Origin of the sequence: Adlercreutzia shanghongiae (assembly GCF_035830635.1) — a bacterium.
Classification (GTDB): Bacteria; Actinomycetota; Coriobacteriia; order Coriobacteriales; family Eggerthellaceae; genus Adlercreutzia; species Adlercreutzia shanghongiae.
The window spans coordinates 104515-129017 of record NZ_JAYMFI010000001.1 but is presented as its reverse complement, the minus strand read 5'-3'; the positions used below and the strand labels follow the sequence as shown (position 1 = coordinate 129017).

Annotated in this window: 18 protein-coding genes; 16 read left to right on the top strand and 2 right to left on the bottom strand. The window is 63.1% G+C overall.

Annotation, left to right across the window (positions count from 1 at the left end):
* The first annotated feature begins 10 nt into the window (after nucleotides 1–10).
* From fusA to VJ923_RS00575, 6 genes are all read left to right on the top strand, one after another.
* On the top strand, nucleotides 11–2128 hold the full coding sequence (fusA, locus tag VJ923_RS00600) for an elongation factor G (protein WP_326437452.1): 2118 nt from the start codon (nucleotides 11–13) through the stop codon (nucleotides 2126–2128).
* 36 nt (nucleotides 2129–2164) lie between these two features.
* Nucleotides 2165–2473 (top strand): 30S ribosomal protein S10, encoded by a 309-nt coding sequence (gene rpsJ / locus VJ923_RS00595; RefSeq protein ID WP_016309237.1) that lies wholly within the window; start codon nucleotides 2165–2167, stop codon nucleotides 2471–2473.
* A 13-nt stretch (nucleotides 2474–2486) separates the two neighbouring features.
* Nucleotides 2487–3107, top strand: a complete 621-nt coding sequence (gene rplC, locus VJ923_RS00590) for a 50S ribosomal protein L3 (protein ID WP_326437450.1) — start codon at nucleotides 2487–2489, stop codon at nucleotides 3105–3107.
* 34 nt (nucleotides 3108–3141) lie between these two features.
* Complete coding sequence (rplD, locus tag VJ923_RS00585) at nucleotides 3142–3768, top strand: 50S ribosomal protein L4 (protein ID WP_326437448.1); 627 nt, start codon at nucleotides 3142–3144, stop codon at nucleotides 3766–3768.
* Nucleotides 3768–4055 carry a 50S ribosomal protein L23 gene (gene rplW, locus VJ923_RS00580; protein ID WP_326437446.1) on the top strand — a complete coding sequence of 96 codons (288 nt, stop codon included), beginning with the start codon at nucleotides 3768–3770 and terminating at the stop codon, nucleotides 4053–4055. The genes rplD and rplW overlap by 1 nt, the downstream gene beginning before the upstream one ends.
* Nucleotides 4056–4223: 168 nt before the next feature.
* Entirely contained in the window at nucleotides 4224–5453 is a 1230-nt protein-coding gene (locus VJ923_RS00575; RefSeq protein WP_326437444.1) for an ATP-binding protein, read from the top strand.
* 120 nt (nucleotides 5454–5573) lie between these two features.
* Here the strand turns inward: VJ923_RS00575 and VJ923_RS00570 are convergent, their stop codons facing one another.
* Together VJ923_RS00570 and VJ923_RS00565 are read right to left on the bottom strand one after the other, a co-directional pair.
* Nucleotides 5574–6062: a hypothetical protein gene (locus VJ923_RS00570; RefSeq protein WP_326437442.1), complete on the bottom strand. Its 489-nt coding sequence runs from the start codon at nucleotides 6060–6062 to the stop codon at nucleotides 5574–5576.
* A gap of 20 nt (nucleotides 6063–6082) precedes the next feature.
* Nucleotides 6083–7666, bottom strand: coding sequence for a molybdopterin-dependent oxidoreductase (locus VJ923_RS00565; protein WP_326437440.1), 1584 nt, complete (start codon nucleotides 7664–7666; stop codon nucleotides 6083–6085).
* Between the two features lie 316 nt (nucleotides 7667–7982).
* Between VJ923_RS00565 and VJ923_RS00560 the strand changes: the two genes are divergently transcribed.
* The 10 genes from VJ923_RS00560 (at nucleotide 7983) to VJ923_RS00515 (ending at nucleotide 24225) form a co-directional block, all read left to right on the top strand.
* Nucleotides 7983–9581: a helix-turn-helix transcriptional regulator gene (locus VJ923_RS00560; RefSeq protein ID WP_326437438.1), complete on the top strand. Its 1599-nt coding sequence runs from the start codon at nucleotides 7983–7985 to the stop codon at nucleotides 9579–9581.
* Between the two features lie 14 nt (nucleotides 9582–9595).
* Nucleotides 9596–10210: a molybdopterin-dependent oxidoreductase gene (locus VJ923_RS00555; protein WP_326437436.1), complete on the top strand. Its 615-nt coding sequence runs from the start codon at nucleotides 9596–9598 to the stop codon at nucleotides 10208–10210.
* A 127-nt stretch (nucleotides 10211–10337) separates the two neighbouring features.
* Nucleotides 10338–11039 carry an ABC transporter ATP-binding protein gene (locus VJ923_RS00550; RefSeq protein ID WP_326437434.1) on the top strand — a complete coding sequence of 234 codons (702 nt, stop codon included), beginning with the start codon at nucleotides 10338–10340 and terminating at the stop codon, nucleotides 11037–11039.
* Nucleotides 11033–14314 (top strand): FtsX-like permease family protein, encoded by a 3282-nt coding sequence (locus tag VJ923_RS00545; RefSeq protein ID WP_326437432.1) that lies wholly within the window; start codon nucleotides 11033–11035, stop codon nucleotides 14312–14314. The genes VJ923_RS00550 and VJ923_RS00545 overlap by 7 nt, the downstream gene beginning before the upstream one ends.
* Before the next feature lie 132 nt (nucleotides 14315–14446).
* Nucleotides 14447–15814, top strand: coding sequence for a trigger factor (gene tig, locus VJ923_RS00540; RefSeq protein ID WP_326437430.1), 1368 nt, complete (start codon nucleotides 14447–14449; stop codon nucleotides 15812–15814).
* Between the two features lie 87 nt (nucleotides 15815–15901).
* Nucleotides 15902–18151 (top strand): YgiQ family radical SAM protein, encoded by a 2250-nt coding sequence (locus tag VJ923_RS00535; RefSeq protein WP_326437428.1) that lies wholly within the window; start codon nucleotides 15902–15904, stop codon nucleotides 18149–18151.
* 762 nt (nucleotides 18152–18913) lie between these two features.
* Entirely contained in the window at nucleotides 18914–21379 is a 2466-nt protein-coding gene (locus tag VJ923_RS00530) for a molybdopterin-dependent oxidoreductase (RefSeq protein WP_326437426.1), read from the top strand.
* A 7-nt stretch (nucleotides 21380–21386) separates the two neighbouring features.
* Nucleotides 21387–21950 (top strand): 4Fe-4S dicluster domain-containing protein, encoded by a 564-nt coding sequence (locus VJ923_RS00525; RefSeq protein ID WP_326437424.1) that lies wholly within the window; start codon nucleotides 21387–21389, stop codon nucleotides 21948–21950.
* A 195-nt stretch (nucleotides 21951–22145) separates the two neighbouring features.
* Nucleotides 22146–22847 (top strand): Crp/Fnr family transcriptional regulator, encoded by a 702-nt coding sequence (locus VJ923_RS00520; RefSeq protein WP_326437422.1) that lies wholly within the window; start codon nucleotides 22146–22148, stop codon nucleotides 22845–22847.
* Nucleotides 22848–22854: 7 nt separating this feature from the next.
* Nucleotides 22855–24225, top strand: a complete 1371-nt coding sequence (locus VJ923_RS00515) for an MFS transporter (RefSeq protein ID WP_326437420.1) — start codon at nucleotides 22855–22857, stop codon at nucleotides 24223–24225.
* The last annotated feature ends 278 nt before the right edge of the window (nucleotides 24226–24503 follow it).

Sequence of the window (24503 nt, the reverse complement as noted above, 5' to 3'; positions counted from 1 at the left end):
GTGAAGATATATGGCTAAAATCGATCTGAGGGATACGCGCAACATCGGCATCATGGCCCACATCGATGCAGGCAAGACCACCACGACCGAGCGCATCCTCTACTACACGGGCAAAACTCATAAGATCGGCGAGGTACACGACGGCGCTGCCACCATGGACTGGATGGTCCAGGAGCAGGAGCGCGGCGTGACCATCACCGCTGCAGCCACCACCTGCTTTTGGAAGTACCCCGGCGGCGCGTCCGACGGCAAGGAGTACCGCTTCCAGATCATCGACACCCCCGGCCACGTGGACTTCACGGCCGAGGTGGAGCGCTCCCTGCGCGTTCTGGACGGCACGGTCGCTGTGTTCGACGCCGTCGCCGGCGTGCAGCCGCAGTCCGAGACGGTGTGGCGCCAGGCCGAGCGCTACGGCGTTCCCCGCATCGCCTTCATCAACAAGTACGACCGCGTGGGCGCCGACTTCTTCCACGCCATCCAGACCATGCGCGACCGCCTGGATGCCAACGCCGTCGCCGCTCAGGTTCCCATGGGCGCCGAGGACAACTTCTGGGGCATCGTCGACCTGGTGACCATGACCGCGTGGGACTTCAAGGCCGACGACAAGGGCATGACCTATCCCGAGCCCATGGCCGAGATTCCGGCCGAGTTCGCCGAGGACGCCGCTCTCTATCGCCAGGAGCTGCTCGAGGCCGCCGCTGACTGCGACGACGACCTCATGGAGAAGGTCCTCATGGAGGAGGAAGTCTCCGTCGAGGAGCTGAAGGCCGCCATCCGCAAGGGCGTTATCGCCTGCAAGATCAATCCCGTGTTCGTGGGCTCCGCCTACAAGAACAAGGGCGTGCAGGAGCTGCTCGACGCCGTGGTCGACTACATGCCGTCCCCGGTTGACATTCCCGCCATCAAGGGCACCAATCCCGAGACCGGCGAGGAAGAGGAGCGCCCGGCCGATCCGAAGGCCCCGTTCTCCTCTCTGGCCTTCAAGATCATGACCGACCCCTACGTGGGCAAGCTCACCTACCTGCGCGTGTACTCCGGCCAGCTGGATGCCGGCAGCTACGTGCTGAACGCCACGAAGGACAAGAAGGAGCGCATCGGCCGTCTTCTGCAGATGCACTCCAACCAGCGCGTCGACATCGACGCCGTGGCCGCTGGCGACATCGTCGCCGTCGTGGGCCTGAAGGACACCTCCACCGGTGACACCCTGTGCGCCGAGAACGCTCCGGTCATCCTGGAGTCCATGGAGTTCGCCGACCCGGTTATCGACATCGCCGTCGAGCCGAAGACCAAGGCCGAGCAGGACAAGATGGGCGTGGCACTCGCCAAGCTCGCCGAGGAGGACCCGACCTTCCGCGTGTCCACCAACCACGAGACCGGCCAGACCATCATCGCCGGCATGGGCGAGCTGCACCTCGAGATCATCATCGACCGCCTGCTGCGCGAGTTCAAGGTCGAGGCTAACGTGGGCAAGCCCCAGGTTGCCTACCGCGAGCGTCCGGGCCATGAGGTCATGAACGCCGAGGGCAAGTTCGTCCGCCAGTCCGGTGGTCGCGGCCAGTACGGCCATGCGGTCATCAACATGTACCCCCAGGAGCCGGGCAAGGGCTACGAGTTCGTCAACAAGATCGTCGGCGGCGTGGTTCCCAAGGAGTACATCCCGTCCATCGACAAGGGCATCCAGGAGGCGCTGAACTCCGGTGTTCTGGCCGGCTATCCGGTCGAGGACGTGAAGGTCGAGCTCATCGACGGCTCCTACCACGACGTTGACTCTTCCGAGGCTGCCTTCAAGGTGGCCGGCTCCATGGCCATCAAGGACGCCCTGCGCAAGTCCAACCCGGTCATCCTCGAGCCGGTCATGGCCGTCGAGGTCGAGACTCCCGAGGAGTACACGGGCTTTGTCATGGGCGACATCCCGTCCCGCCGCGGCCTCATCCAGGGCCAGGAGCAGCGCGGTTCTGCCGTCGTCATCGAGGCGAAGGTCCCGCTGGGCAACATGTTCGGCTACGCGACCGACCTGCGTTCCGGTACTCAGGGCCGTGCCGTGTACACCATGCAGTTCGACTCCTACGAGCCGGTGCCCAAGTCCGTGCAGGACGAGATTATCAGCAAGGCCGGCGGCAACGCCTAGGGCGTCCGCGGTAACTTCTATTTGGAGGTAAAGTAAGTGGCAAGTCAGAAGATTCGCATCCGCCTCAAGGGATACGATCATGAGATCGTGGATCAGTCCACGCGCCTCATCGTCGATACCGCCCAGAAGACGGGTGCCAAGGTTTCCGGTCCTATTCCGCTGCCGACTGAGCGCAACCTGTATTGCGTCATCCGCGGTCCCCATGTGAATAAGGACTCCCGCGAGCAGTTCGAGATGCGCACCCACAAGCGCCTCATCGACATCCTGGAGCCGACCCCCAACACGGTTGACTCCCTGATGCGTCTCGACCTTCCCGCTGGCGTTGACATCGAGATCAAGCTGTAAGGAGGTTTGGGACATGATTAACGCTATCTACGGCAAGAAGATCGGCATGACCCAGATCTTCGACGACCAGGACCGCATCGTCCCGGTCACCGTCATCCAGGCCGAGCCGAACACCGTGTGCCAGGTGAAGACCGTGGACACCGACGGCTACGAGGCTGTGCAGATGGGCTTCGGCTACATCAAGCCCCGCCGCGTGAACAAGCCCATGCAGGGTCACTTCGATAAGCAGGGCGCCGAGCCGAAGCGCTACCTGCGCGAGGTTCGCGTGGAGAACGCCGGCGAGTACAAGGTGGGCGACGAGCAGACCGTCGCGGCCTTCGCCGAGGTGAAGAAAGTGGACGTCACCGGTACGTCCAAGGGCAAGGGCTTTGCCGGCGTCATGAAGCGCTACGGCTTCCGTGGCGGCCCGGGCGGCCACGGCGCGCACTTCCATCGCGCCCCCGGTTCCGTGGGCCAGTGCGCTACGCCGTCCCGCGTGTTCAAGGGCCTGCGCCTTCCCGGCCACATGGGCTGCGACACCGTTACCGTGAAGAACCTCGAGGTTGTTCGCGTTGACGAGGAGCAGAACCTCATCCTGGTCAAGGGTGCGGTGCCCGGCGGCAAGAACGGCATCGTGCGCGTTCGCATGGCTTAATTGGAACGATCGGTAACAAGGAGTTACAGCAACTATGGCAACTATTGAGATTAAGGACGTGAAAGGCGCTGCCGCCGGCACGGTCGATTTGAACGACGCCGTGTTCGGTATTGAGCCGAACGTGCCTGTGATGCATCGCACCGTGAAGGCGCAGCAGGCATCCTGGCGTCAGGGCACCGCCAACACGCGCACCCGCGGCATGGTCCGCGGCGGCGGCAAGAAGCCGTGGCGTCAGAAGGGCACCGGTCGTGCCCGCCAGGGTACCATCCGCGCTCCCCAGTGGGCTGGCGGCGGTACCGTGTTCGGTCCCCACACCCGCAGCTACGACCAGAAGGTCAACAAGAAGGAAATCAAGCTGGCCATGCGCTCGGCTCTCTCCGGCAAGCTGGCCGACGGCGAGCTCATCGTCGTGAAGGACATGGACTTCGAGAAGCCCTGCACCAAGGACGCCGTGGCGCTCATCAAGGCCCTCGGCCTTGAGGGCAAGCGCATCTGCGTCGTCATCGGCAACGAGGACGTCGAGGCTTTCCTGTCCTTCCGCAACATCCCCGAGGTGAACATCCTGCCGGTGGGCGATATCAACACCTACGAGCTGGTCGACAACAAGGCCCTCGTCATCGCCGAGCCGTGCCTGGCCCGCATTGAGGAGGTGCTTGCATAATGGAGAAAGATCCCCGCGACGTCATCATCCGCCCCGTCATCACGGAGCACAGCTACGACGCTATGGAGAACAACGTCTACACCTTCGAGGTGGCCAAGGACGCCAACAAGGTTGAGATTCGCCAGGCCGTCGAGGCTATCTTCAAGGTGAAGGTGGTCAAGGTGAACACCCTGAACGTGAAGTCGAAGCCGAAGCGCGTCCGCTACCAGGAGGGTCGCACCCGCACCTGGAAGAAGGCCATGGTTACCCTGGCCGAGGGCGAGACCATTGAGGTATTCAGCGCCTAGCGCAAGCTGACGCAGGTTGGCGCAAAGCCCCGTCTCATTTGAGGCGGGGCTTTTTTGTGCGGGATCGACGGGAACATCGCCGTACTCGAAGAAGCGAATCGCGAAAGAGCAAAAGATATTGGTTTCGGGTAAAATACGTTTGAAGCGTATTTTACCCGAAGGAGAACTATGGAATATATACCACGTGCCCTAGAGACGCTCGTCGATGTTACAGCGAAAGAGTATTCCGTTCTGCTCGTGACCGGCCCTCGGCAGGTCGGGAAGTCGACGCTTCTTGAGCATGTGATCGAGCAAACGGGCCGCTCTGTTAATTCGGTCACGCTGGACGACATGACCGAGCGAGCACTCGCGAGCTCTGATCCAGCAATGTTTCTGCAAATTCACGAGCCCCCGGTGTTGATTGATGAGGTGCAGTATGCGCCCGAGCTGTTTTCCCAAATCAAAATGCTGGTAGATCAAGGAGCGCCCGCTGGTTCGTTTTGGCTGACCGGATCCCAGCAGTTTCGCCTTATGGAGCTCGCGGGCGAGTCGCTAGCCGGCCGCGTGGCCATCCTCCCCCTCTCCTCATTGACCCAAGGGGAAACCGAGCGGTGCCCTGCCGCTCCCTTCTCGCTGGATTTAAGCTACTGGAAGTATCGCCAACGGCAGGTGTCTTCCAAGGGCGTGCTCGAGTTGTTCGAAGCCATGCGCCAGGGCGCTATGCCCGCCGTCGATGCGGGGCGCTACAGCAACCTCGATATTTTCTACGGCAGCTACCTGCAGACCTACATCGAGCGTGACGTGCGTCGATTGCTGGGAAATATCGACGCGCTGCAATTCGTTGATTTCATGCGAGCGGTGGCCGCACGGTGCTCGCAGATGCTCAATGTGGCATCCATCGCCGGAGATGTCGGCATTCGCCCCGACAAGGCCAAGGCGTGGCTAGCGGTGCTGGAAAAGTCGGGAATCATCTTCTATCTGCATCCCTATTCCAACAATCAACTCAAGCGAACGGTGAAGGCTCCGAAACTGTACTGCCACGACTGCGGACTGGTGGCTTACCTTACGAAGTGGATGAGCGCGGCGACTATGGAGGCCGGTGCCATGGCCGGCGCCTTCTTCGAGAACTATGTGATATCCGAGATTTGGAAGAGCTTTCTGAACGCCGGAATGGACGCGCCGCTTTACTATTATCGAGATCATGATGGGAGGGAGATCGATCTGGTGGTAGAGGCAGACGGGGTTCTTCATCCGGTGGAGATAAAGAAGACGGCGTCCCCCAACCGGTCGATGGTACGCAATTTCATCGCACTGGATCGCGCAACTCTGCCGCGCGGCAGGGGGGCTGTTGTTTGCGCCTCGGAGAAGTTTACCGCCCTCGATAGCGAAACCCTCGTCATTCCCGCCTGTTTGCTGTAGCTTGAGCGCATTGTCTTTAGGCGGATGCTGAGTCGGCGGCGATTTGGTGACAGAGCAAAGAGAAGGCCCAGAAGCGAAGGGACTTCCGGGCCTTCTTGGGGGAGGGTGTTGGGTTCGAACCTAGGCGCAGGCCATCTGGACGATGGTTGCCAGCGAGACGCCTTCAACCTCTGCGTTGGCGATGGCGCCGCCGCCGGCCACATTGGTGGCGCAGGAGCAGGCCATCACGTAAGAAGTAGCTTCGTCGTCTTCGGCCATATCGCCAACGGTGGCTTCAAAGGAGGCGGTCGGTCCGGAGACGGTGATAGCCGCCGCTTTCACCGTCTCGCAGCTATAGGTCGGAAGCGAGGCGCAAAGAGTAGCCGCCGCTTTGCTGAAAACGCTGCCGATTTCCGCGTTGGAGGTGACGGCATCCTGGCTGTAGCCGAAGGTGCCCTCGACAACACGCACAGCATCGGCTGAAGCGGCAGGCGTTGCGCTCTCGGCCATTGTAGCGGTAGGGGCCGCATCGGCAACGGCCGGAGCGGCTACGGCCACACCGGTGCCGCCGGATACCAGGGCCACAGCGCTCATGACGCCGCCGAGCGTTCTGATAGTCTGAGATTTCATTGCAATCAAACCGTCCCTTCTTATTCCTCGACGTTTACGAACAGAGTGACAGGCTTTTTGATCTGGGTACCGTCAACGTCGGTGGCTTGCAGCTTCACCTGATATTTACCAGCTTTGGTCGGCGTCCAGTCCAGGGAGTAGGTAACCCACTGGAACGGATCGAAGTCGGTGATCTGGTCGGCGATCTTCGCGTCGGTCCAGGTCTTGCCCATATCGAAGCTGAAGTTCACGCTGGCTAGGTCGCCCACGACGCGGTTCCAGCTGTACACGGCGCCGGTCAGGGTGATCGGCTCGCCCACTTTCGCGGTCACGCCGTCCTCCTGGAACCACATGCCGTTGATGGGGTAGCTCGGAGAAGGCTCGTCGGATTCGGCCATCATCGGGCCCTCGAAGAAGCTCTCGGCCTGCTTGAAGTCGACGGACTTGATGTGCTTGACCTGACGGGCACCGGGGTTGCCCAGCGTGATGAGCGTCATGGGAGCGCCATCGTCTTTGGAGAGGTCCTCGCCGTAGTACTTCAGCACGATGTAGGCGTTCTCGGTGTAGGTGCTGGCTTCCAGGTCCATGGGCGGGAAGGCCATCCAGCCGTCCCAGGACTCGGCGTTGACGGCGTTCACGCCATCGGCCAGGCCACCGCACTGCTCGATGAGGTATTTCATGGAGACGCCGGACATCGGGATGTTGGACACGAGCGATCCGCCGCGGCCGTTCGTGGCGCAGGCCAGCGCGCCGGCGAACTCGGTCTGGGGCATGGCCTCAAGCTCGGCCTTGGTGAAGCTGCGGGGGTTCTTCACGCCGTTGATGGTGACGGTGTTGTTCTCGTCGCACACGGCATCGAAGCTGAAGGGCTCGCCGTTCTTCTCCGTTACTTCCTCGCCCCAGTTGTTTACGATGAAGACGTCCTCGTGGTCGGTGATGGCCTGGTCGAGCTTGACGGTGACTGTCGGCTCGCTGTCCTGGGTCATGCCGTTGATGAAGCCGCCGAAGAAGCCGCGGGAATCAACCCAGTTCTGTTCCATCTCGTTGCCGTCGATGTTCGGGTAGCCGCCCAGCGCCGGATCGTCATAAAAGTCGTCCCACAGAATCAACTGGTAATCGCCCTGATTGCCGGCAGAGTTCATGGCATGGCAGCTCCAGCAGTTGCCGTTGGCTTCCTGGAAGACCTTGCTGCCGTAGTGGCTCGCATGAATCATGTCGCCCAGATACGGGCCGGTGAGTGCAGTGTGTCCGCGATGACACGGCTCGCAGTCCTGATAAGTGAGGGCCTTATCGTAGCCCACGTGGGTCAGAATGTGGTTGTAGCCATCCTTCTTGTTCATGACATCCCACAGATCCTCATGGCATGCGTTACAGCCGCGGTTGCCCGCGTTCAGCATGTCAGTGGTGCTGTAGGTGTCGTTGAAGTTCCCGGACGCCTTGTCCGTGAAATCGGGGTACATAAGCTCGATGGCCGCCTCGTCGCCCGCCTCGTCGCCGGTGGCTGCCATGGTCGTGGTGGCCTGAGGCGCACAGCCCCACAGCGCTAGTGCGATGGCGGCGATGGTCGCTGCCATGGCCACGGCCATGAGCAGGCGGGACGTGCCTTTGCTTTCCTGTGTTTTCATCCTCTTCTCCTTCCTTCTCCTTTTTTGAGGACTTCTCGTGCTGCGTCTCGGGCGGCAGACGGGCGAGATGCTGCTTCCCGATGCGCATCGCCTACTCTAGGGAGATGAAGCGAGCGAGAAATCAGCAACGTTTGTTGAGGTTGGGAACTCATCTCAACAACTATTGTTGATTTCGAAGAAATACCTGGTGATATGATTACGTCGGATGAATGGAGCTTGTGGGGCACCGCAGGGAAGAATTTTGCTCGCACAGGCGCGGGGCTGCTCTTGGGCGGATGCGCGAGAGCACATGAGCGATAGGGGGCGGGGCTTAATCGTGGAAGAGGGAAGTGGTAAGACGGTGCGCGGGCGGAGGATATTGAGCGGAGCCCCCGACGGCTACTGGTGGGCGGTTGCATCGCTCGTGGCGCTGATATCGGCGACTATGCTCATGCACGAATCGGCCAGCTGGGTGCTCGATCTCGCCTCTTTGTGGGGAGCGCCGGTCAATATCCGCGCCTATTCCTGCGATGCGCACTCGCTCGGTCTCGTGTTCGGCTATGCCATCACCCAAGTCTGTGGCTCCCGCTTCGCTCGCCTTGTGCGTGAGGGTCTGTTCTGGACGCTGTTCTTCATCGCGATGCTCGTCGATGTGCTCGCCTTCTACTGGTGCCTGTTCGCGCCCAGCGCCGTCTTTGTCGTCGTTGCGGTGCAGTTCGTCGGCGCCGCAGCTGGTGCATGGTTTTTTGTGGCGATAAGCCAAATTGCCTGGGCTGCCGATACGCGGCTGTTCGTGACAACCGTGGTGGCCGTCGTCGGCCTCACTACACTCATTGTGCAGGGGCTTTTCAGTATGCTAGAGGCTACAGCGCCACTGCTTGTTTCCGAGTTGCTGCATCTGGGCCTTGTGATTGTGGCCGCCTTGTGCCTCGTGCGGGCCATGGCGCCGCGTTCGTGCTTCATGAGCGCTTACGGCGAAGTCGTTTTTGCTCCTATCCAGTCTCGAGGCAATCCGAAGGCTGCTGGTTCGATGCCCCCTGACGATGGCGAAGCACCGTCAGGGGGCGGCGCGTTGACGGTGGCCTTGCGTCGGCGCCTTCCATTGTGTACCCGCCTGTTCGTTATCGTTGGCGCCTACGGTGCGGTGTTCGGGTTTCTTCATGTCATCCCCTTGGCTCTGCCCCTGGGCGTGGTTTCCAGGGTGTCTTCGTTCATCGCAGGCGCTCTTATCGCCTTGGCGCTTTTCGCCCTTACGCTCCGGGGCGGAAAAGGCGTAGATGTCTCGCTCATTTGGAACCGGTTCTACCGCTTCGTCTTCCCCGTGGTTTGCGTCGCCGCGCTCCTGGGCCCGCTTACCAACGACACGGAATTTCTGCCGGCGCTCGTCATGCAGGCTTGCGCCCTCTACTACTTCGACGCTCTGCTTGCCATGGCCTGCTCCGTTATCGCCCGCGCCATTGACGCGGCTCCCTCCCAAGTATTTGCCAGGGCCTTTCTCATACGCTCGATTGGCTTTCTTTTCGGAAACCTCATCGGTAGCACGGTTTACGAGCACGTGGTGCTGGACACGGCGGCATTCAGTATTATCGGCACAGCTGTATTCGTGCTGTTGGTAGCAGTTACCTTCAATATGAACTCGGAACGCTATGCCAAAACGGTATGGGGCCTTCTGCCCCGCGAGGATCCCCGTGGCCGCTACGAGCGAGCCCGGGAGGAGCGATGCGATGCGCTGGCGGCGCAATGCGGGCTCACCGATCGGGAAGCGGAGGTGCTGCGCTTGCTTGCCCAGAACAAGCGCCCTCGTGAGATCAGCGACCTGTTGGTGGTCTCGGTGGCCACGGTGCGCTCGCATGTTCATGCGATTTACACGAAGACGGGGGTGCATTCGTCCGGCGAGCTGGTCAAGCTTGTAGAATGCCCCCAGGACAAAAGCTAGGGAAGGGGACTGGTGTGGAAGAGGAGCGCAGGGAGACGGCCGAGAACGCAACCGTGACCGGTGAGCCGGAGAAATGCAACACGGTCACGTTTGTGGGCGCTGACGGCATGGAGCAGAGTTTTCCGCTCGACTTTTTGCTCGAGCGCGGCGCCATCGTGGCCAACAAGGTGAACGGCGAGGACATTTTGGGCGTCATGGGCGCGGTGAACCAGCTGTGGGTGCCGGGGCTGCCGGCCAAGTACTTCGTGCGCGACATCCGCGAGATTCGCTTCACCAACGAAGAGGTGCCGCCGGTCATCGGGCCATTCGTCGACGACGGTCACGACTACACCAACCGTCCCAACGTGGCGGCCAAGGCCGAGTACGTGGGTCGCGTGGGCGAGCCCATGGAGTTTTCTGGATGGGCCCACGACTTCGACAAGCGCATCATCGCGGTGGAGTTCTCGCTCGACAACGGCGGGCACTGGACCCGCTACGATTTGGGCGACACCACGCCCGAGCGCTGGGTGTCCTGGACCTTCGCGTGGACGCCGGATGAGCCTGGCGCCTACCAGATGAAGGTGCGCTCGGTGAACGAGGACGGCGATGCCTCCCCGGTGGCCGCCGTGCACACCTTCGAAGTGCTCTAGCCCAAGGGCGGCAAACGTAGAAGTTTTCGGAAGGCGCCTCGTCGGGCGCCTTTTTCGCGCCGTGTCGTGTATCGTAAGCGATGAGAGAAAAGCGCTCCTGCAGGGGCGCGCGCAGTTGGGAGGATTCATGGCCTTCGTTGAGTTTGCCGACGTGAGCAAGATCTATCAGATGGGCGAGGTGGAAGTGGCCGCCGTCCGCGATATGAGCTTTGAAATCGAGCAGGGCGAGTTCGTGGTCATCGTGGGTCCGTCGGGCGCCGGCAAGACGACGCTTCTGAACATGCTCGGCGGCATGGACTCGGCCACCTCGGGCACCATCATGCTCGACGGCGCCCCCGTGAGCTCCTTCAACCGCAAGCAACTCACGCAGTATCGCCGCCACGACATCGGCTTTGTCTTCCAGTTCTACAACCTGGTGCAAAATCTCACGGCGCGCGAGAACGTGGAGCTGGCAAGCCAGATCTGCCGCGATCCGCTCGATGCCGACGCGGTGCTGGCGGCGGTGGGCCTGTCCGAGCGCAAGGCGAACTTCCCCGGTCAGCTTTCCGGCGGCGAGCAGCAGCGCGTGGCCATCGCCCGCGCCCTGGCGAAGAACCCCAAGCTGCTTTTGTGCGACGAGCCCACCGGCGCGCTCGACTACGAGACGGGCAAGGCCATCCTGAAGCTTCTGCAGGATACCTGCCGTGATACAGGCCGCACCGTCGTGGTCGTCACCCACAACTCCGCTTTCACGGCCATCGCCGACCGCGTCATCCACGTGCGCGAGGGGTCGGTGGCCTCGGTTGAGCTGAACGAGCATCCGCTGTCGGCCGAGGTTCTGGAGTGGTAGCGTTGAGGGCCTTCGACAAGGACATAGCGCGCTCTATCCGCCACACGCTCGGCCGCTTCATCGCCATTGCCGCCATTGTGGCTTTGGGCACGGGTTTCTACGCTGGATTGCGCATGACGGCGCCCGACATGAAGCTCGCGGCCGATGAGTACTACGACGGCACGAGCCTCATGGACATCCGCGTGGTCTCCACCCTCGGGCTTACGGACGAGGATATCGAGGCCTTGCGGGAGGTGCCGGGCGTCTCCGGCGTGCAGGCGGCCTATTCCGCCGACGTGCTCGCCACCATGGACGGCGAGCAGTACGTCATGCGCGCCCATTCGCTCTCGCCGAGCGCTGCGGCCAGCACGCAGACCGACGCCGCCACCATCGCATCGTCGGACGCCAGCTACCTGAACCGTTTGGAATTGGTCGAAGGGCGCTGGCCCGAGGCGGCCAACGAGTGCCTCATCTTCAACGACCGCGTCATGGGCGAGCCGTCCGCTCTGGGCGACACCATTGCGGTCGACCTCTCGGCGGGCAATGCGGAAGACGCCCTCGCCGTCGCGGAGTTTACCGTGGTCGGGCGCGTGCACTCGCCGCTCTACGTGAGCTCCACGGCTATGGGCACCTCCACCATCGGCTCGGGCACCATCGAGCAGTTCATGTACGTGCTGCCCGAGGCCTTCGATGCCGACATGCCCTATGTGGAGGCCTTCGTGGCGGTGGAAGGCGCGGCGGACCTTCCCGCCGAAAGCGACGCCTACGACGCCCGCGTGGCCCAGGTGGTCGCCGCCATCGAGGGCATCGCCCCCGAGCGCGAGCAGGCGCGCGTGGCCGGACTCCAGGCTGAGGCCCAGGTCGATTTGGACGAGGCCCGCGCCGAATACGAGAAAGAGGAGGCCCGCATCAAGGCCGAGCTCGCCGACGCGCGCGCCGAGCTCGATGCGGCCAAAGAGGAAATCGACGAGGGCCAGCGCAAGCTGGATTCGGCGGCCTCAACGCTCACGTCCAACGAGAAGAAGATTTCCGATGGCGAGAAGGAGTACGTCCAGGGCAGCGAGGCCTTGCAGAAGCGCAAGGCCGATGCTGAGGCGCAGTTCGCCGAGGCCGAGAAGCAGATTCAGGCCAACGAGGCGAATCTCGCCGAGGCCCAGGCGGCGCTGCCCAGGCTGCAGGAGGCTCTCGACCAGGCCAACGCCGCTCTGCAGATGCCCGACCTTCCCGCTGAGGAGCGCGTCCAGATCGAGGCCACCAAAACCGAGCTTGAGAAGAACATCGCCGACATCGCCGCTGCGGAAACGGCGCTGGAGGAGGCCAAGGCCCAAGTATCCCAAGAGCGCGTTGCGGCCGATGCCCAGATAGCCGCCGCTCAGCGACAGCTCGAACAGGGCAAGACCGCTGCCGAAGAGGGCAAAAAGCAGCTGGAGGAGGGCAAGGCCGAATACGAGAAGGCCAAAGCCGAGCTGGAAGAGGGCCGCGCCGAATACGAGCAGGGCGTGGCCGACTTTGACGAGGCCGCTGCCAAGGCCAACGAAGAGCTCGATAAGGCCGAGCAAGAGCTCGCCGATGCCCAAAGGGAGATTGACGACATCGAGCCGCCTGACTGGCTCGTCATGGACCGCACAAAGAACTTCGGCGTGGTGAGCTTTGCCGCCGATGCCGACCGCATCGATGCCATCGCGTCGTTTTTCCCCTTCATCTTCTTCCTGGTAGCGGCGCTCGTGGCCCTTACCACCATGACCCGCATGGTGGAAGAAGAGCGCATGCTCATCGGCACCTTCAAGGCGCTCGGCTACGCGCGGGCACGCATCACCTCGAAGTACCTCACCTACGCCGCCCTGGCCGCGGGCCTCGGCAGCGTTGTCGGCATCGCGGCGCTCTCCCAGGTGCTGCCCTGGGTCATCATGGAGGCCTACTCCATCGTCTACTATGTGCCCCGCGCCGCCATGCCCATCGACTGGCCCATCGCCCTAGCCGCCGCTGGCCTCGGCATCGGCATCACCCTTGTCGCCACCTGGGCCGCCGCCGCGGCGACCCTGCGCGAGACGCCCGCGGCCCTCATGCAGCCGCCGGCGCCCAAGGCGGGCAGGCGCATCCTGTTGGAACGCGTGGGGCCCGTGTGGCGCCGCCTCTCCTTCTCGTGGAAGGTGACGTTCCGCAACATCTTCCGCTACAAGCGCCGCCTGATCATGACGGTCATCGGCATCGCCGGCTGCACGGCGCTCCTGCTCACAGGATTGGGGCTGCAGAACTCCATCAACGACATCATCGACGTGCAGTACGGCGAGCTGGTAGATTACAACGTGGTCATCTCGGAGAAGGATGACGCCGTCGAGAGCGAGCGCGAGGCGGCGGCCGACATCATGGCTGACACGGCGCGCCTGCCCTTGGCGGTGCGCGCCACCGAAGCGTCCATGATCGCCCAGAGCGCCGATGGCATCGAGGCCATGACCACGATCGTGGCCCCCTCCGATGTCGCGGCCTTCGGCGATTTGTGGCACTTCCGCACACGCGAAGACCACGAGGCGGTCGCGCTGTCCGATGCCGGGGCGGTCATTACCGAGAAGCTGGCCGCCAAGCTGGGACTTTCTGCGGGCGATGCCATCGTGTTCGCCGAGCAGGACGACTTGGGCAATGCCACGGCCACCACGTACTCCGTGCCCGTGACGGCCGTTATCGAGAACTACATCGGCGACTACGCCTTCATGACGCCGGGCACCTACGAGCGCACCTTCGGCAGCGAGCCGGACAACCTTTCCGTGTACGCTCGCGCCACCGCCGACGAGGGCGCCCGCCAAGAGCTCTCCGAGGCTTTGCGCGCCACGGGGGCCGTGGACACGGTCGCCTTCAACGACGAGGTCATCGATGCTTACAAGCAGATGCTGAAGTCGGTGGACATGGTCGTGGTGGTGCTCGTGGTGGCCGCGGCGGCGCTCGCGTTCATCGTGCTGTACAACCTGACGAACATCAACATCACCGAGCGCGCCCGGGAAATCGCCACGTTGAAGGTGCTCGGCTTCACGCCGCACGAGGTGAACGCCTACATCTTCCGCGAAATCGTGCTGCTCACCATCATGGGCGCTTTGGTGGGTTTGGCCCTCGGCGTGGTGCTGGAAGGGTTCGTGGTGGTGACCGCCGAAGTGGATCAGGTCATGTTCGGCCGCACTATCCACGCGATGAGCTTCGTCATCGCCTTCGCGCTCACCATGGTGTTCACGGCGATGATCATGCTCGTCATGCGCCCGAAGCTCGCGAAGATCGACATGGTGGAGAGCCTGAAGTCCAACGAGTAGAGCGCTGCCCACGAGATTTGTGGGCTTGCCCCGCTGATGTCGTCTATTATTCGCGGCTGTGATACCATATCCCGCAAACAATAGGGCTTGGCACGAGGCTGGGCCCTCTCATGAGAAGGAGAAAGCCAAACCATGCGTGTCACCGAAAGCAAGCCGGCCAACGGCGTCATCAAGCTCGATTGCGAAGCCACGGCCCAGGAGGTCAACAACGCCCTGCGCGAGGCCGCCCAGGCCTTCGCGATGTCCATGGGCGTGCGTCCCGCGCCGGGCAAGAGCGTCGAGGAGGCTGCGAAAGAGCAGCTCGGCATCAGCGACCTGGACAAGATCATTGAGCCCAACGCCATCGAGGTGCTGGTGCCGCGCGCCCTCGATCGGCGCAACCTCGTGCCTGCTTTTCCGCCGAAAGCGGTCCCGACGGTGAAGTTCGAGCGCGGCAAGAAGTTTTCGTTCACTCTGAACGTCACCGTGAAGCCCACCTACGAGCTGAAGAGCTACGAGCCGGTGGAGATTACCGTGGAGCCCTTCGTCTTCGACGAGTCGGCCATCGACAACCAGATTGCCGAGCTGGCGAAGAACTCGGTCACGTACGTGGTCACCGATCCGAAGCCCCTTACGGCCGGAGATGCCTGCTCCATCGCCATGAAGTGCTACGACGATGGTGAGGAGATCAAGGCGCTGACCTGCGAGGACCGCACCTATCTCATGGGCCAGGGCTACATGCCCGCCGGCTTTGACGAGGAGCTTGTCGGCATGGAGCCGGGCCAGACCAAGGAGTTCACCTTCGAGGCCCCGCTTGGCACCGAGAACGGCGAGGTCGTGAACAAGCCCATCAAGTGCACCGTCACGGTCAACGACATCCAGAAGGAAGTCGAGCCCGTCATCGACGACGCCTGGGTGAAAGACCACATGCCCATGTTCGCCTCCCTGGAGGCCCTGCGCGCCGACATGCGCCGCGTCTTCGAGGCCCAGCAGCGCGAGGGCTACGAGGGCTACGTGCAGCAGATGGCCGTCGGTCAGCTCACGCGTCGCTTCGAGGGCCGCATCGCCGACGAGATCTACGAGGCCACCCGCGACCAGCTGATGCAGAACCTGCGCATGGAGCTTTCGCAGGCTGGCATGACCTGGGAGCAGTTCGTGGCCCAGAACGGCGGCGAGCAGCAGTTCGGCATGATGCTCATGATGCAGACCCGCGAGGTGCTCGTTCAGGGCTTCTGCCTGGACGCCGTGTTCCGTCACGAGAAGATGACGCTGACGGACAAGGATCTGGAAGACGCGTGTTACGGCATGAATCCTCAGGGCAACCCCAAGGTCATGCGCGAGGAGCTGGAGGCGTCGGGCCGCGGATTCGCCCTGCGCGAGACCGCCGAGCGCCTGAAGGCCGCGCGCTTCGTGGCCGCCCACGCCATCATCACCACGCGCGATAGCGCCGCGGCCGCCGCTCCGGCCACCCCGGCCGCCGATAAGGCCGAAGGCGACGCCGCGAAGGCCGACGAGAACTAGCCGAGCCCGGGGCCTGCGGGCTCGGTTCCATACGATTTGCCAGGGCGGGGAGCTTCCCCGCCCGTTTCTATGAAGGACGTGTTACCTGTGTCGAAGAAGCCCGCGCCGAAATCTCCGAAGAGCCGCGCTGCCAAGGCGCCCCGAGCCGCGCTGCCGGCGTCGGCCTTCCTGCCCACCACGCGCGAGGAGGCGGCGGCTCGCGGCTGGGACCAGCTCGACTTCGTCTACGTGTCGGGCGACGCCTACGTGGACCATCCCTCCTTCGGCAGCGCCATCATCACGCGCGTGCTGGAATCGCACGGCTACAAGGTGGGCTTCATCGCCCAGCCCGACTGGAACGACCCGGAAAGCATTGCGGTCTTCGGCGAGCCGCGGCTGGGCTTCCTCGTGTCGGCGGGCAACATGGACTCCATGGTGAACCACTACACGGTGAACAAGAAGCGCCGTCACGACGACGCCTACACCCCCGGCGGTGCGGAGGGTGCCCGGCCCAACCACGCGGCCGCGGTGTATTCCAACCTCATCCGCCGCACCTTCAAGAAGACTCCCATCATCTTAGGCGGCATCGAGGCGAGCCTGCGACGGCTCGCCCACTACGACTACTGGTCCGATTCCCTTAAGCGCTCCATCCTGCTGGATTCCGGGGCCGACCTCATCTCCTACGGCATGGGGGAGCGCTCCATCGTGGAGATTGCCGACGCGCTTGCTGCGGGCCTTGCCGTGGAGGACCTCACGTTCATCGACGGCACGGTGTTCCGCACCCGCTCGCTTAAGCATGTGGTGGACTACCAGATGCTGCCGAGCTGGGAGGACGTGAGCGCCAGCAAGCGCGCCTTCGCGGAGAGCTTCGCCGTGCAGTACCGCGAGAGCGACCCGGTTGCGGGCGGCCGTTTGGTGGAGGAGTACCCGCACGGCGTGTACGTGGTGCAGAACCCGCCGGCCGCGCCCCTGACCCAAAACGAGATGGACGCCGTCTACCGGCTGCCCTACGCGCGCACGTGGCATCCGAGCTACGACGAGGCCGGCGGCGTGCCGGCGCTTTCCGAGGTGAAGTTCTCGCTCACCTCCTGCCGCGGCTGCTTCGGCGAGTGCGCCTTCTGCGCGCTCACCTTCCATCAGGGCCGCATCGTGACGGGCCGCTCTCACGAGTCGCTGTTGGAAGAGGCGCGGCTTATGACCGAGGAGCCCGACTTCAAAGGATACATCCACGACGTGGGCGGCCCCACGGCGAACTTCCGCGGGCCGGCCTGCGCCAAGCAGCGCACCCGCGGCGCGTGTACCGACCGCCGCTGCTTGGGCACGAAGCCCTGCCCGGCGCTCAAGGCCGACCATCGCGACTACACGGGCCTTCTGCGCAAGTTGCGGAAGCTGCCCGGGGTGAAGAAGGTGTTCGTGCGTTCCGGCATCCGCTTCGACTACGTCATGGCCGACCCCGACCCCGACCGCACATTTATGCGCGAGCTGGTGGAGCACCATGTGTCGGGTCAGCTGCGTGTGGCCCCCGAGCACGTGTCCGATAAGGTGCTCTCGGCCATGGGCAAGCCGCCGCGCAAGGTCTACGACGAGTTCTGTCGGCTGTTCGACGACCTTAACCGCGAGGCGGGCAAGAAGCAGTTCGTCGTGCCCTATCTCATGTCGTCGCATCCGGGCAGTACGCTGGCCGAGGCTGTTGAGCTGGCCGAATACGTGCGCGATATGGGCTTCAACCCCGAACAGGTGCAGGACTTCTACCCCACGCCGTCCACCATCTCCACCTGCATGTACTACACGGGGCTGGATCCGCGCACCATGGAGCCCATCTACGTGCCCAAGTCGGCCCGCGAGAAAGCCATGCAGCGCGCGCTCATCCAGTACCGCAACCCGGCGAACTACGACTTGGTGCGCGAGGCCTTGGTGAAAGCTGGCCGCACCGACCTCATCGGCTGGGGCGAGCCGTGCCTCATCCGGCCCATTCGCCCGAAGAAGCGCGACGAGGCCGGCAACGCCCCGCGCAAGGGGAAGAACGCCGGCAAGGGAGGCACCGCTGGCAAGGGAGGAGCCGCTGGCAAGGGAGGCGCCCCGGGCAAAGCCAAGGTAGCTGGCAAGGGTGCCACCCCGGGCAAAGCCAGGGCCGGCGGAGGGGGCGGCACCCCGGGCAGAGCCAAGGTAGCTGGCAAAGGCGCTATTCCGGGCAAGGCCAAGGCCGGCGGTGGGGGAGGCGCCCCAGGCAGAGCCAGGGCCGGCGGTAGAAGCGATGCTCCCAAGTCTACGAAGGGACGCCCCGCCCCTAAGGCCCAGCGTGTCGGCAAACCTCCCAAGGCCAACGGTAGGAAGGGCGGCATCCGCAAGGGCCGCTAGATGCGGTTTTGCACCAGCGTTCAGTCAAAAGTGGGAATCCTTGCGCTCGACATTCGCTAAGTAGTTCCGATCTCCTTTTCCGTGGCCAGATGGCTTGAGGCGGACAGTATCGTAGAATGACGATGCGCGCGCCAGTGCTCCGTTCGTTGCAAGGAATCTCGTTTCGACCCCGATGGCACCCGCAGAGGCCAATATGACGCGCGGGTCGGAACGGAAATGTCCACATCGGCAGTATTTGGCGTCTCAGAAGTCCGTATCGACTCTATTTGTCGCTGCAGAAGTCCATATCGACTATATTTGTCCCACATCAGAGAAAAGTGGGCAAAAAAGGGCGATATGGACAGCGAGAGTGCCCTTTTCGGATATGCGAGAGAATCTGACCTGGGGTTTTGCGAGGCCGATGGCGTGATGGCTGCTCCAAGGTTGTCCATATCGGCGTTATTTGTCGCGAAAGATTCTGTCCCTGGCAAATAAGGGCGATATGGACAGCGATGCGTGCTGCAACCTGCACACGCAGGGCGATGCGTGCTGCAACCTGGATACGCAGAAGCGATACGCGTCTCAATCCAGCGGCACAGAGCGGTGCGCGCCGCAAGCCGGTGCATGCCAGCGCAGGGAGTGCTCGCGAAGCCCCGCGCTGGCGTCCAACCAAAAGTGGGGAATCCTTGTGCCCAATGTTGGGCAGAACGGTCGGCCCCTGCTTCCTATACTGAGCCTCATTCGACGCCCCTGCGTCGCTCTTACGAGAGAAAGAGGAGGAGTATGGAAGAGAAAGAGCAATTCGCTCCCACGGAAACCGTGAAGGACGGCAAGGTTACTCGCCGCACCTTCGTCAAGGGTGCCGGCTGGCTGACCATCACGTCGGCTATCGGTGCCAGCGCACTTGGCTGCGCGCCGGCCCAGAAGGCCGAAGAGGTTGACGAGCAGCTCGCCGAGACCGGCCCGGTGGCCGATCCCGAGGAGGGCTTCACCTACAAGAGCGCCTGCTGCTCGGTGAACTGCACGTCCCGTTGCCATCTGCGCGCCCGCGTCAAGGACGACAAGATCTACACCGTCACGCCGGGTCAGATGCCCGGTCGCGACGACTACGCCAACTGCTGCCTGCGCTCTATCGGCCTAGGCACGCGCACCCATGACGAGAACGTGCGCGTCATGCATCCCATGAAGCGCACCGGCGAGCGCGGCTCCGGCGAGTTCGAGCAGATCAGTTGGGAGCAGGCCATCGAGGAAATCGCCGAGCGCATGGAAGCCACCAAGGCTCAGTACGGCGCCAAAGCCTGCGGCTTCTACTCGTTCACTGGCAACCTCTCCAAGCTTTCCTGGGAGGCGCCCACCCGCTTCGCCGGCACCTACGGCGCTACCGCTTTCGACATCGAGGGCATCATGGGTGACCACGGCGCCACCATGGGCATGACCCTCACCTTCGGCCAGGGCCGCGGCGCCCACGACACACGTGACTACATGAACTCCAACATGGTGGTGCTCTGGGGCCGCAATGTGGCTGACACCCACACCTCCGAGTTCCGCTATCTGGTGAAGGCCCGCGAGAACGGTGCCAAAATCGTCGTGGTGGACCCGCGCCTGTGCTCCACGGCTGCCATCGCCGACCAGTGGATTCCCATCAAGGCCCAGACCGACCCGGCGCTGGCCCTCGGTATGATGAACGTCATCATTGGCAAGGATCTTCACGCTAAGGAATGGCTGGTCGCCAACTCTGTGGCTCCCTTCCTCGTGCGCGAGTCCGACGGCGCGCTTCTGCGCGACGGCGAGGGCGAAGAAGCCGCTTGGATGGTGTGGGACGAGGCCGCTGGCAAGGCCGTGCCCAACACCACCGAGGGTGTGACCGGCGCCTTGTCCGGCACTTTCGACGTGAACGGCGAAAAGTGCCGCACCGCCTTCGATCACTTGGTCGATGAGGTGTCGAAGTACACGCTGGAGTACACCTCCGAGATCACGGGCCTCGACCCCGAGGTCATCGAGGCCTTCGCCATGGAGTACATCAACGCCAAGCCCGCGGGCATCCGCATGGGCCAGGGCATGCAGCGCGTCTACAACTCGCACTCGCCCTTCCGCACGGTGGCCACCTTGGCCGCTGTGGCCGGCTACATCGGCGTCGAGGGCGGCGGCGCGTCCCACGCCGGCGGCACCGCTTCCATCCGTTCGACCCCCGGCATCACCATCCCGGCCTTCAACTACGACGACTGGGCCAACACCGGCGAGAACGAAGTGAACATGGTCAAGAGCTCCACGCTCTACGATCAAATCATCACAGGTGATCCGAACCCCATCGACTTCATGTGGTTCGCCAACTCGAACTTCATCAACATGAGTCCCGATTCCAATAAGATCATCAACGAGGTGCTGCCGAAGATCTCCACCATCGTGACGGTCGACCCCTACTGGACCTGGACGGCCAAGTACTCCGACTACGTGCTGCCGGCCTGCAACTACTGGGAGAAGTGGGACTTCCTTGATCGCTCCCCATGGGTGTTCTTCCAGAGCCCGGCCGTGACGCCGGCGGGCGAGAGCAAGTCCGACGTGCAGATCATGTCCCTGCTCGCCGAGAAGGTCGGTCTGGCCGATTTGTGGAACAAGACCGACGAGGAATGGGTGCGCAGCTTCGTGAATGAGGAGCATCCGGCCTGGGAGGGCTTCGACTTCGACCAGGCGGTCGCCGACGGTATTTGGGGTCGCCCCGACGGCATCTACGACTCCCAGATCGTCTTCGCCGACGGCGTGTTCGCCACGCCCTCCACGAAGTTCACGTTCTACAACGACGACTTGGTTGAGTTCGACGAGCAGGTGCCCTGCTACAAGCCGATGCTGGAGGATCCGAAGGGCCCGCTCGGCGAGAAGTATCCGCTCGTGTTCTTGCAGTATCACGACCGCATGAACGTGCACACCCAGCATATCGGCATTCCGGCGCTCGCCGGCATCCAGGATGAGCCCATCCTTGAGATGAACCCGGTAGACGCCCAGTCCCGCGGCATCGCCGATGGCGATGTGGTGAGCATCACCAACGATCGCGGCGCCTGCAAGATGAAGGTGTTCCTCACCGAGGGCATCGTTCCCGGTACCGTGGCCACTCAGAGCGGCTGGACGCCCGATTACACCATCGAGGGCAACTACCAGATGCTCACTCATCTGACCCTTAACCCCACTGAAGAGCACATTTCCCAGACGTGCACGGCCTTCTACGACGTGCTCGTCGAAGTAGAGAAGGCGTAGGTGCAACATGGCTAAGCAATATGGAATGGTTATCGACACGTCCCGCTGCATGGGCTGCCAGACCTGCGTGGTCTCCTGCAAGGTGTCCAACGACGCTCCCGGCGAGATTTACTGGGGGCATGTGGAAAGCCTCGATGGCGACGACGTCTACCGCCCCACGGGCACGTTCCCGAGCGTGAAGATGAACTTCCGCCCGACGCTGTGCAACCACTGCGCCGAGCCGGCTTGCGCGGCCAACTGCCCCACGGGCGCCATGGCCAAGCGCGACGACAACGGTGCTGTCGTGGTCGATCAGGAGGTCTGCATCGGATGCGGTACCTGCGCGAACGCCTGCCCCTACGGCGTGCCGCAGATCGACGATGAGGCCGGCGTGTCATCGAAGTGCACCATGTGCTTCGACCGCATGGATAACGACCACCGTCCCTGGTGCGTTCAGGCCTGCCCGGCCGAGGCCCGCTTCGCTGGCGATCTGAATGATCCGGAAAGCGATGTGGCCAAGTACATCGCCGAGAAGGGCGCCAAGCCCTATCTCGAGGAGAACGGCACGGTTCCCTCGGTCTACTACGTGTAGGAAGAATCGACAAGCCCTCCCTCTTGACGAGCGGCGGCGGCCTTTCGGGTCGCCGTCGCTTGTCGGCCATTGCGCGGGCAACGTGTCGGCGGGAGCGGGGGAGCGAACGCGTGGACTGAGCGTCCATGATAGAATGAGTGTCAACAAACAAGGCGTGGCAGAGACGAGGGGGCTGCGCTGGGGGGGGGAGAGCCTATGACCTGGACGGGCAAGAACGAGGTGGTACACGAGCCACTCGCTCGCGACGAGATGGAGGCGATGCTCAAGGACGTTGATGCCTCTTACGCGATTCGGCATGTTCCCAAAGGGGCCATGGTCATCTGGCCGGGGGAGGCCGACGACAACCATTACTATGTGGCCGAGGGGTCGGTCGAGTGCTTTCGCCTCGACCGCGATGGCCGCAAGAAGGTGATCGATCGCTATGGCGAGGGCATGTTCTTCGGCTACCACATCCTGCGCGACGATTGCATGCCCATGTCAACCATGCGCTGCGAGGAGGACAGCCGGCTCGTGGTCATCCCCAAGGAGTCGTTTTTCAAGCTGCTCCACGGCTCGCCGAAGTTCGCCGATCGTTGTGTGCGCTATCTGTTCGGCGTGCTTTCCATGCAGACCAACGAGATGCTGAACCAGTCGTTCTACGACACGGGCCAACGCGTGCCCATGCTTTTGTCCGGCCTCGTCTCCGAGCGTCTATCTGAAGGGGCGTTCGACGAGAGGGGTGTGCTCATTCCCCTGGGCAATAACGAGATCGCCGACATGCTCGGCGTGAGCCGCAACTCGGTGACCTCGGTCGTCTCTCGCCTTCAGGCCCAGGGCATCGTGGAGAAGCAGCGCAATGCCCTTCGCGTAATCGACCCCGAACGCCTCGCTGACATCGCTCGGCGCGAGCAGGAGTAGGAACGCTGTGGCATCGCGCTCGTCGACGACTGCCGCCCTGGCCCCGCTGTTCGCCGCGGGCTTTCTCGCATACGCTTACAACAATATCTTCATGACGCTCACGCCCACGTTTGTGGTGGGTCTGGGCGGCGCGCTCGCTGAGGCGGGGCTGCAGAACAGTCTGTTTCTGGCCGCTGCCGTTTTGCTGCGCTTCGTCGCGGGGCCGGTGGCTGACCGCTGGGGCACCAAGCCCGTCATGGCCGTTGGTCTGATCGCCTTCGTTATCGGTGGTGCTTTGTTTCCCTTCTGCTCCACGTTCTGGCACGTTGTTGCCGTACGCGTGGTGCAAGCCGTCGGTCTGGCCGGCTTCTGGTCCTCGGCCACGACGACGGTGTCCGATGTTGCGCCGGCGGAGGGGAGGGGCTGGTGGCTTGGGCTCTACCGCCTGGTGACTTCGGTTTCCCTGCTGATAGGCCCGACTATTGCCTTCGCGCTCGTCGAGGCTGTCGGGTTCAACGTATGCTTCGGCCTTCTTTCTCTTTGCGCTGCCGTAGCGCTGCTCTGCGTGCTCTTGCTGCGAAGTGGGCGGCTGGTTGATGGTCGCGTTGACGAGCGCTGTGCGGCGATGCCAGATGTTGCGGATGAGGAGCGGCCTTCTGCGCTGAGCGCTGTCGATGGGAGGCGAGCCTCGGCGCCGAGTGGCTTAGGCGTGTTCTGCGAAGGGGAATGTGCTACCCGGGATGGTGAGCCTTTCTCAAGTGGGACGCACCCGGCGATTTCGGCTGCCCCGAGCGCTCCCCGTGCTTCGAAGTTACGTGGCGCTGCGTCGCGATGGGCCCACGACGCTCGAGCCATTCCTGCTTCCGTTATCGCCTCGGTTCTTGGCGGGACCTTCATCGCCGCCGCCGGCTACGGGCTGCTCTTCAGCTTCGGCGCCACGTTCGCCTCCGCCGCGGGAGCGGCGGACAACGCTGGCTGGTACTTCACTCTCGTGGGCATTGGCGGCCTTGCGGCTAATCCCATTGCCGGATTCCTTTCCGACCGCATCGGGTCCCAGCGCTTGTTCGGCGCTCATCTGCTGCTTATGGGCATGGGTATCGCGCTGTTCTCGATGGCTGGTGTCGCGGCCGTGGCCTTCGTCGCTTCAGGGCTCTTAGCGGGTTTCGGCTATGCGGGCGCCACGGTCTGCGCCCAAGCGCAGGCTGCTTCTCGGGTGGACCAAGCGCACCGCGCCACCATCCTTGCCCTTCAGCAAAACGCCATAGATCTCGGCATTGCCTCGGCCAGCGCAGTGTATGGTATTGTCTTCACGGCTCTTGGGCCGGAGAGCGCTTTGCCGTTCATCGTCCAGGCGCTATTTGTGCTCGCAGCCGGCACATTCCTGCTGCGACGCCATTGAGCCGACCCAATTTGCCGCGTAAAGGTGAAGCGACAAGCGTCCGTGTCGGGTCTGCACGGTGCGGCAGAAGTCCGCATCGGCTCATTAGCGTCGCAGAAGTCCACAACGACTGTATTTGCCGCCGCAGAAGTCCACATCGGCGGTATTTGTCGCTGCAGAAGTCCGCATCGGCGGTATTTGGCGCCGCAAAAGTCCACAACGACTGTACTTGTCGCTGCAGAAGTCCACATCGGCGGTATTTGTCGCTGCAGAAGTCCGCAACGACTGTATTTGGCGCC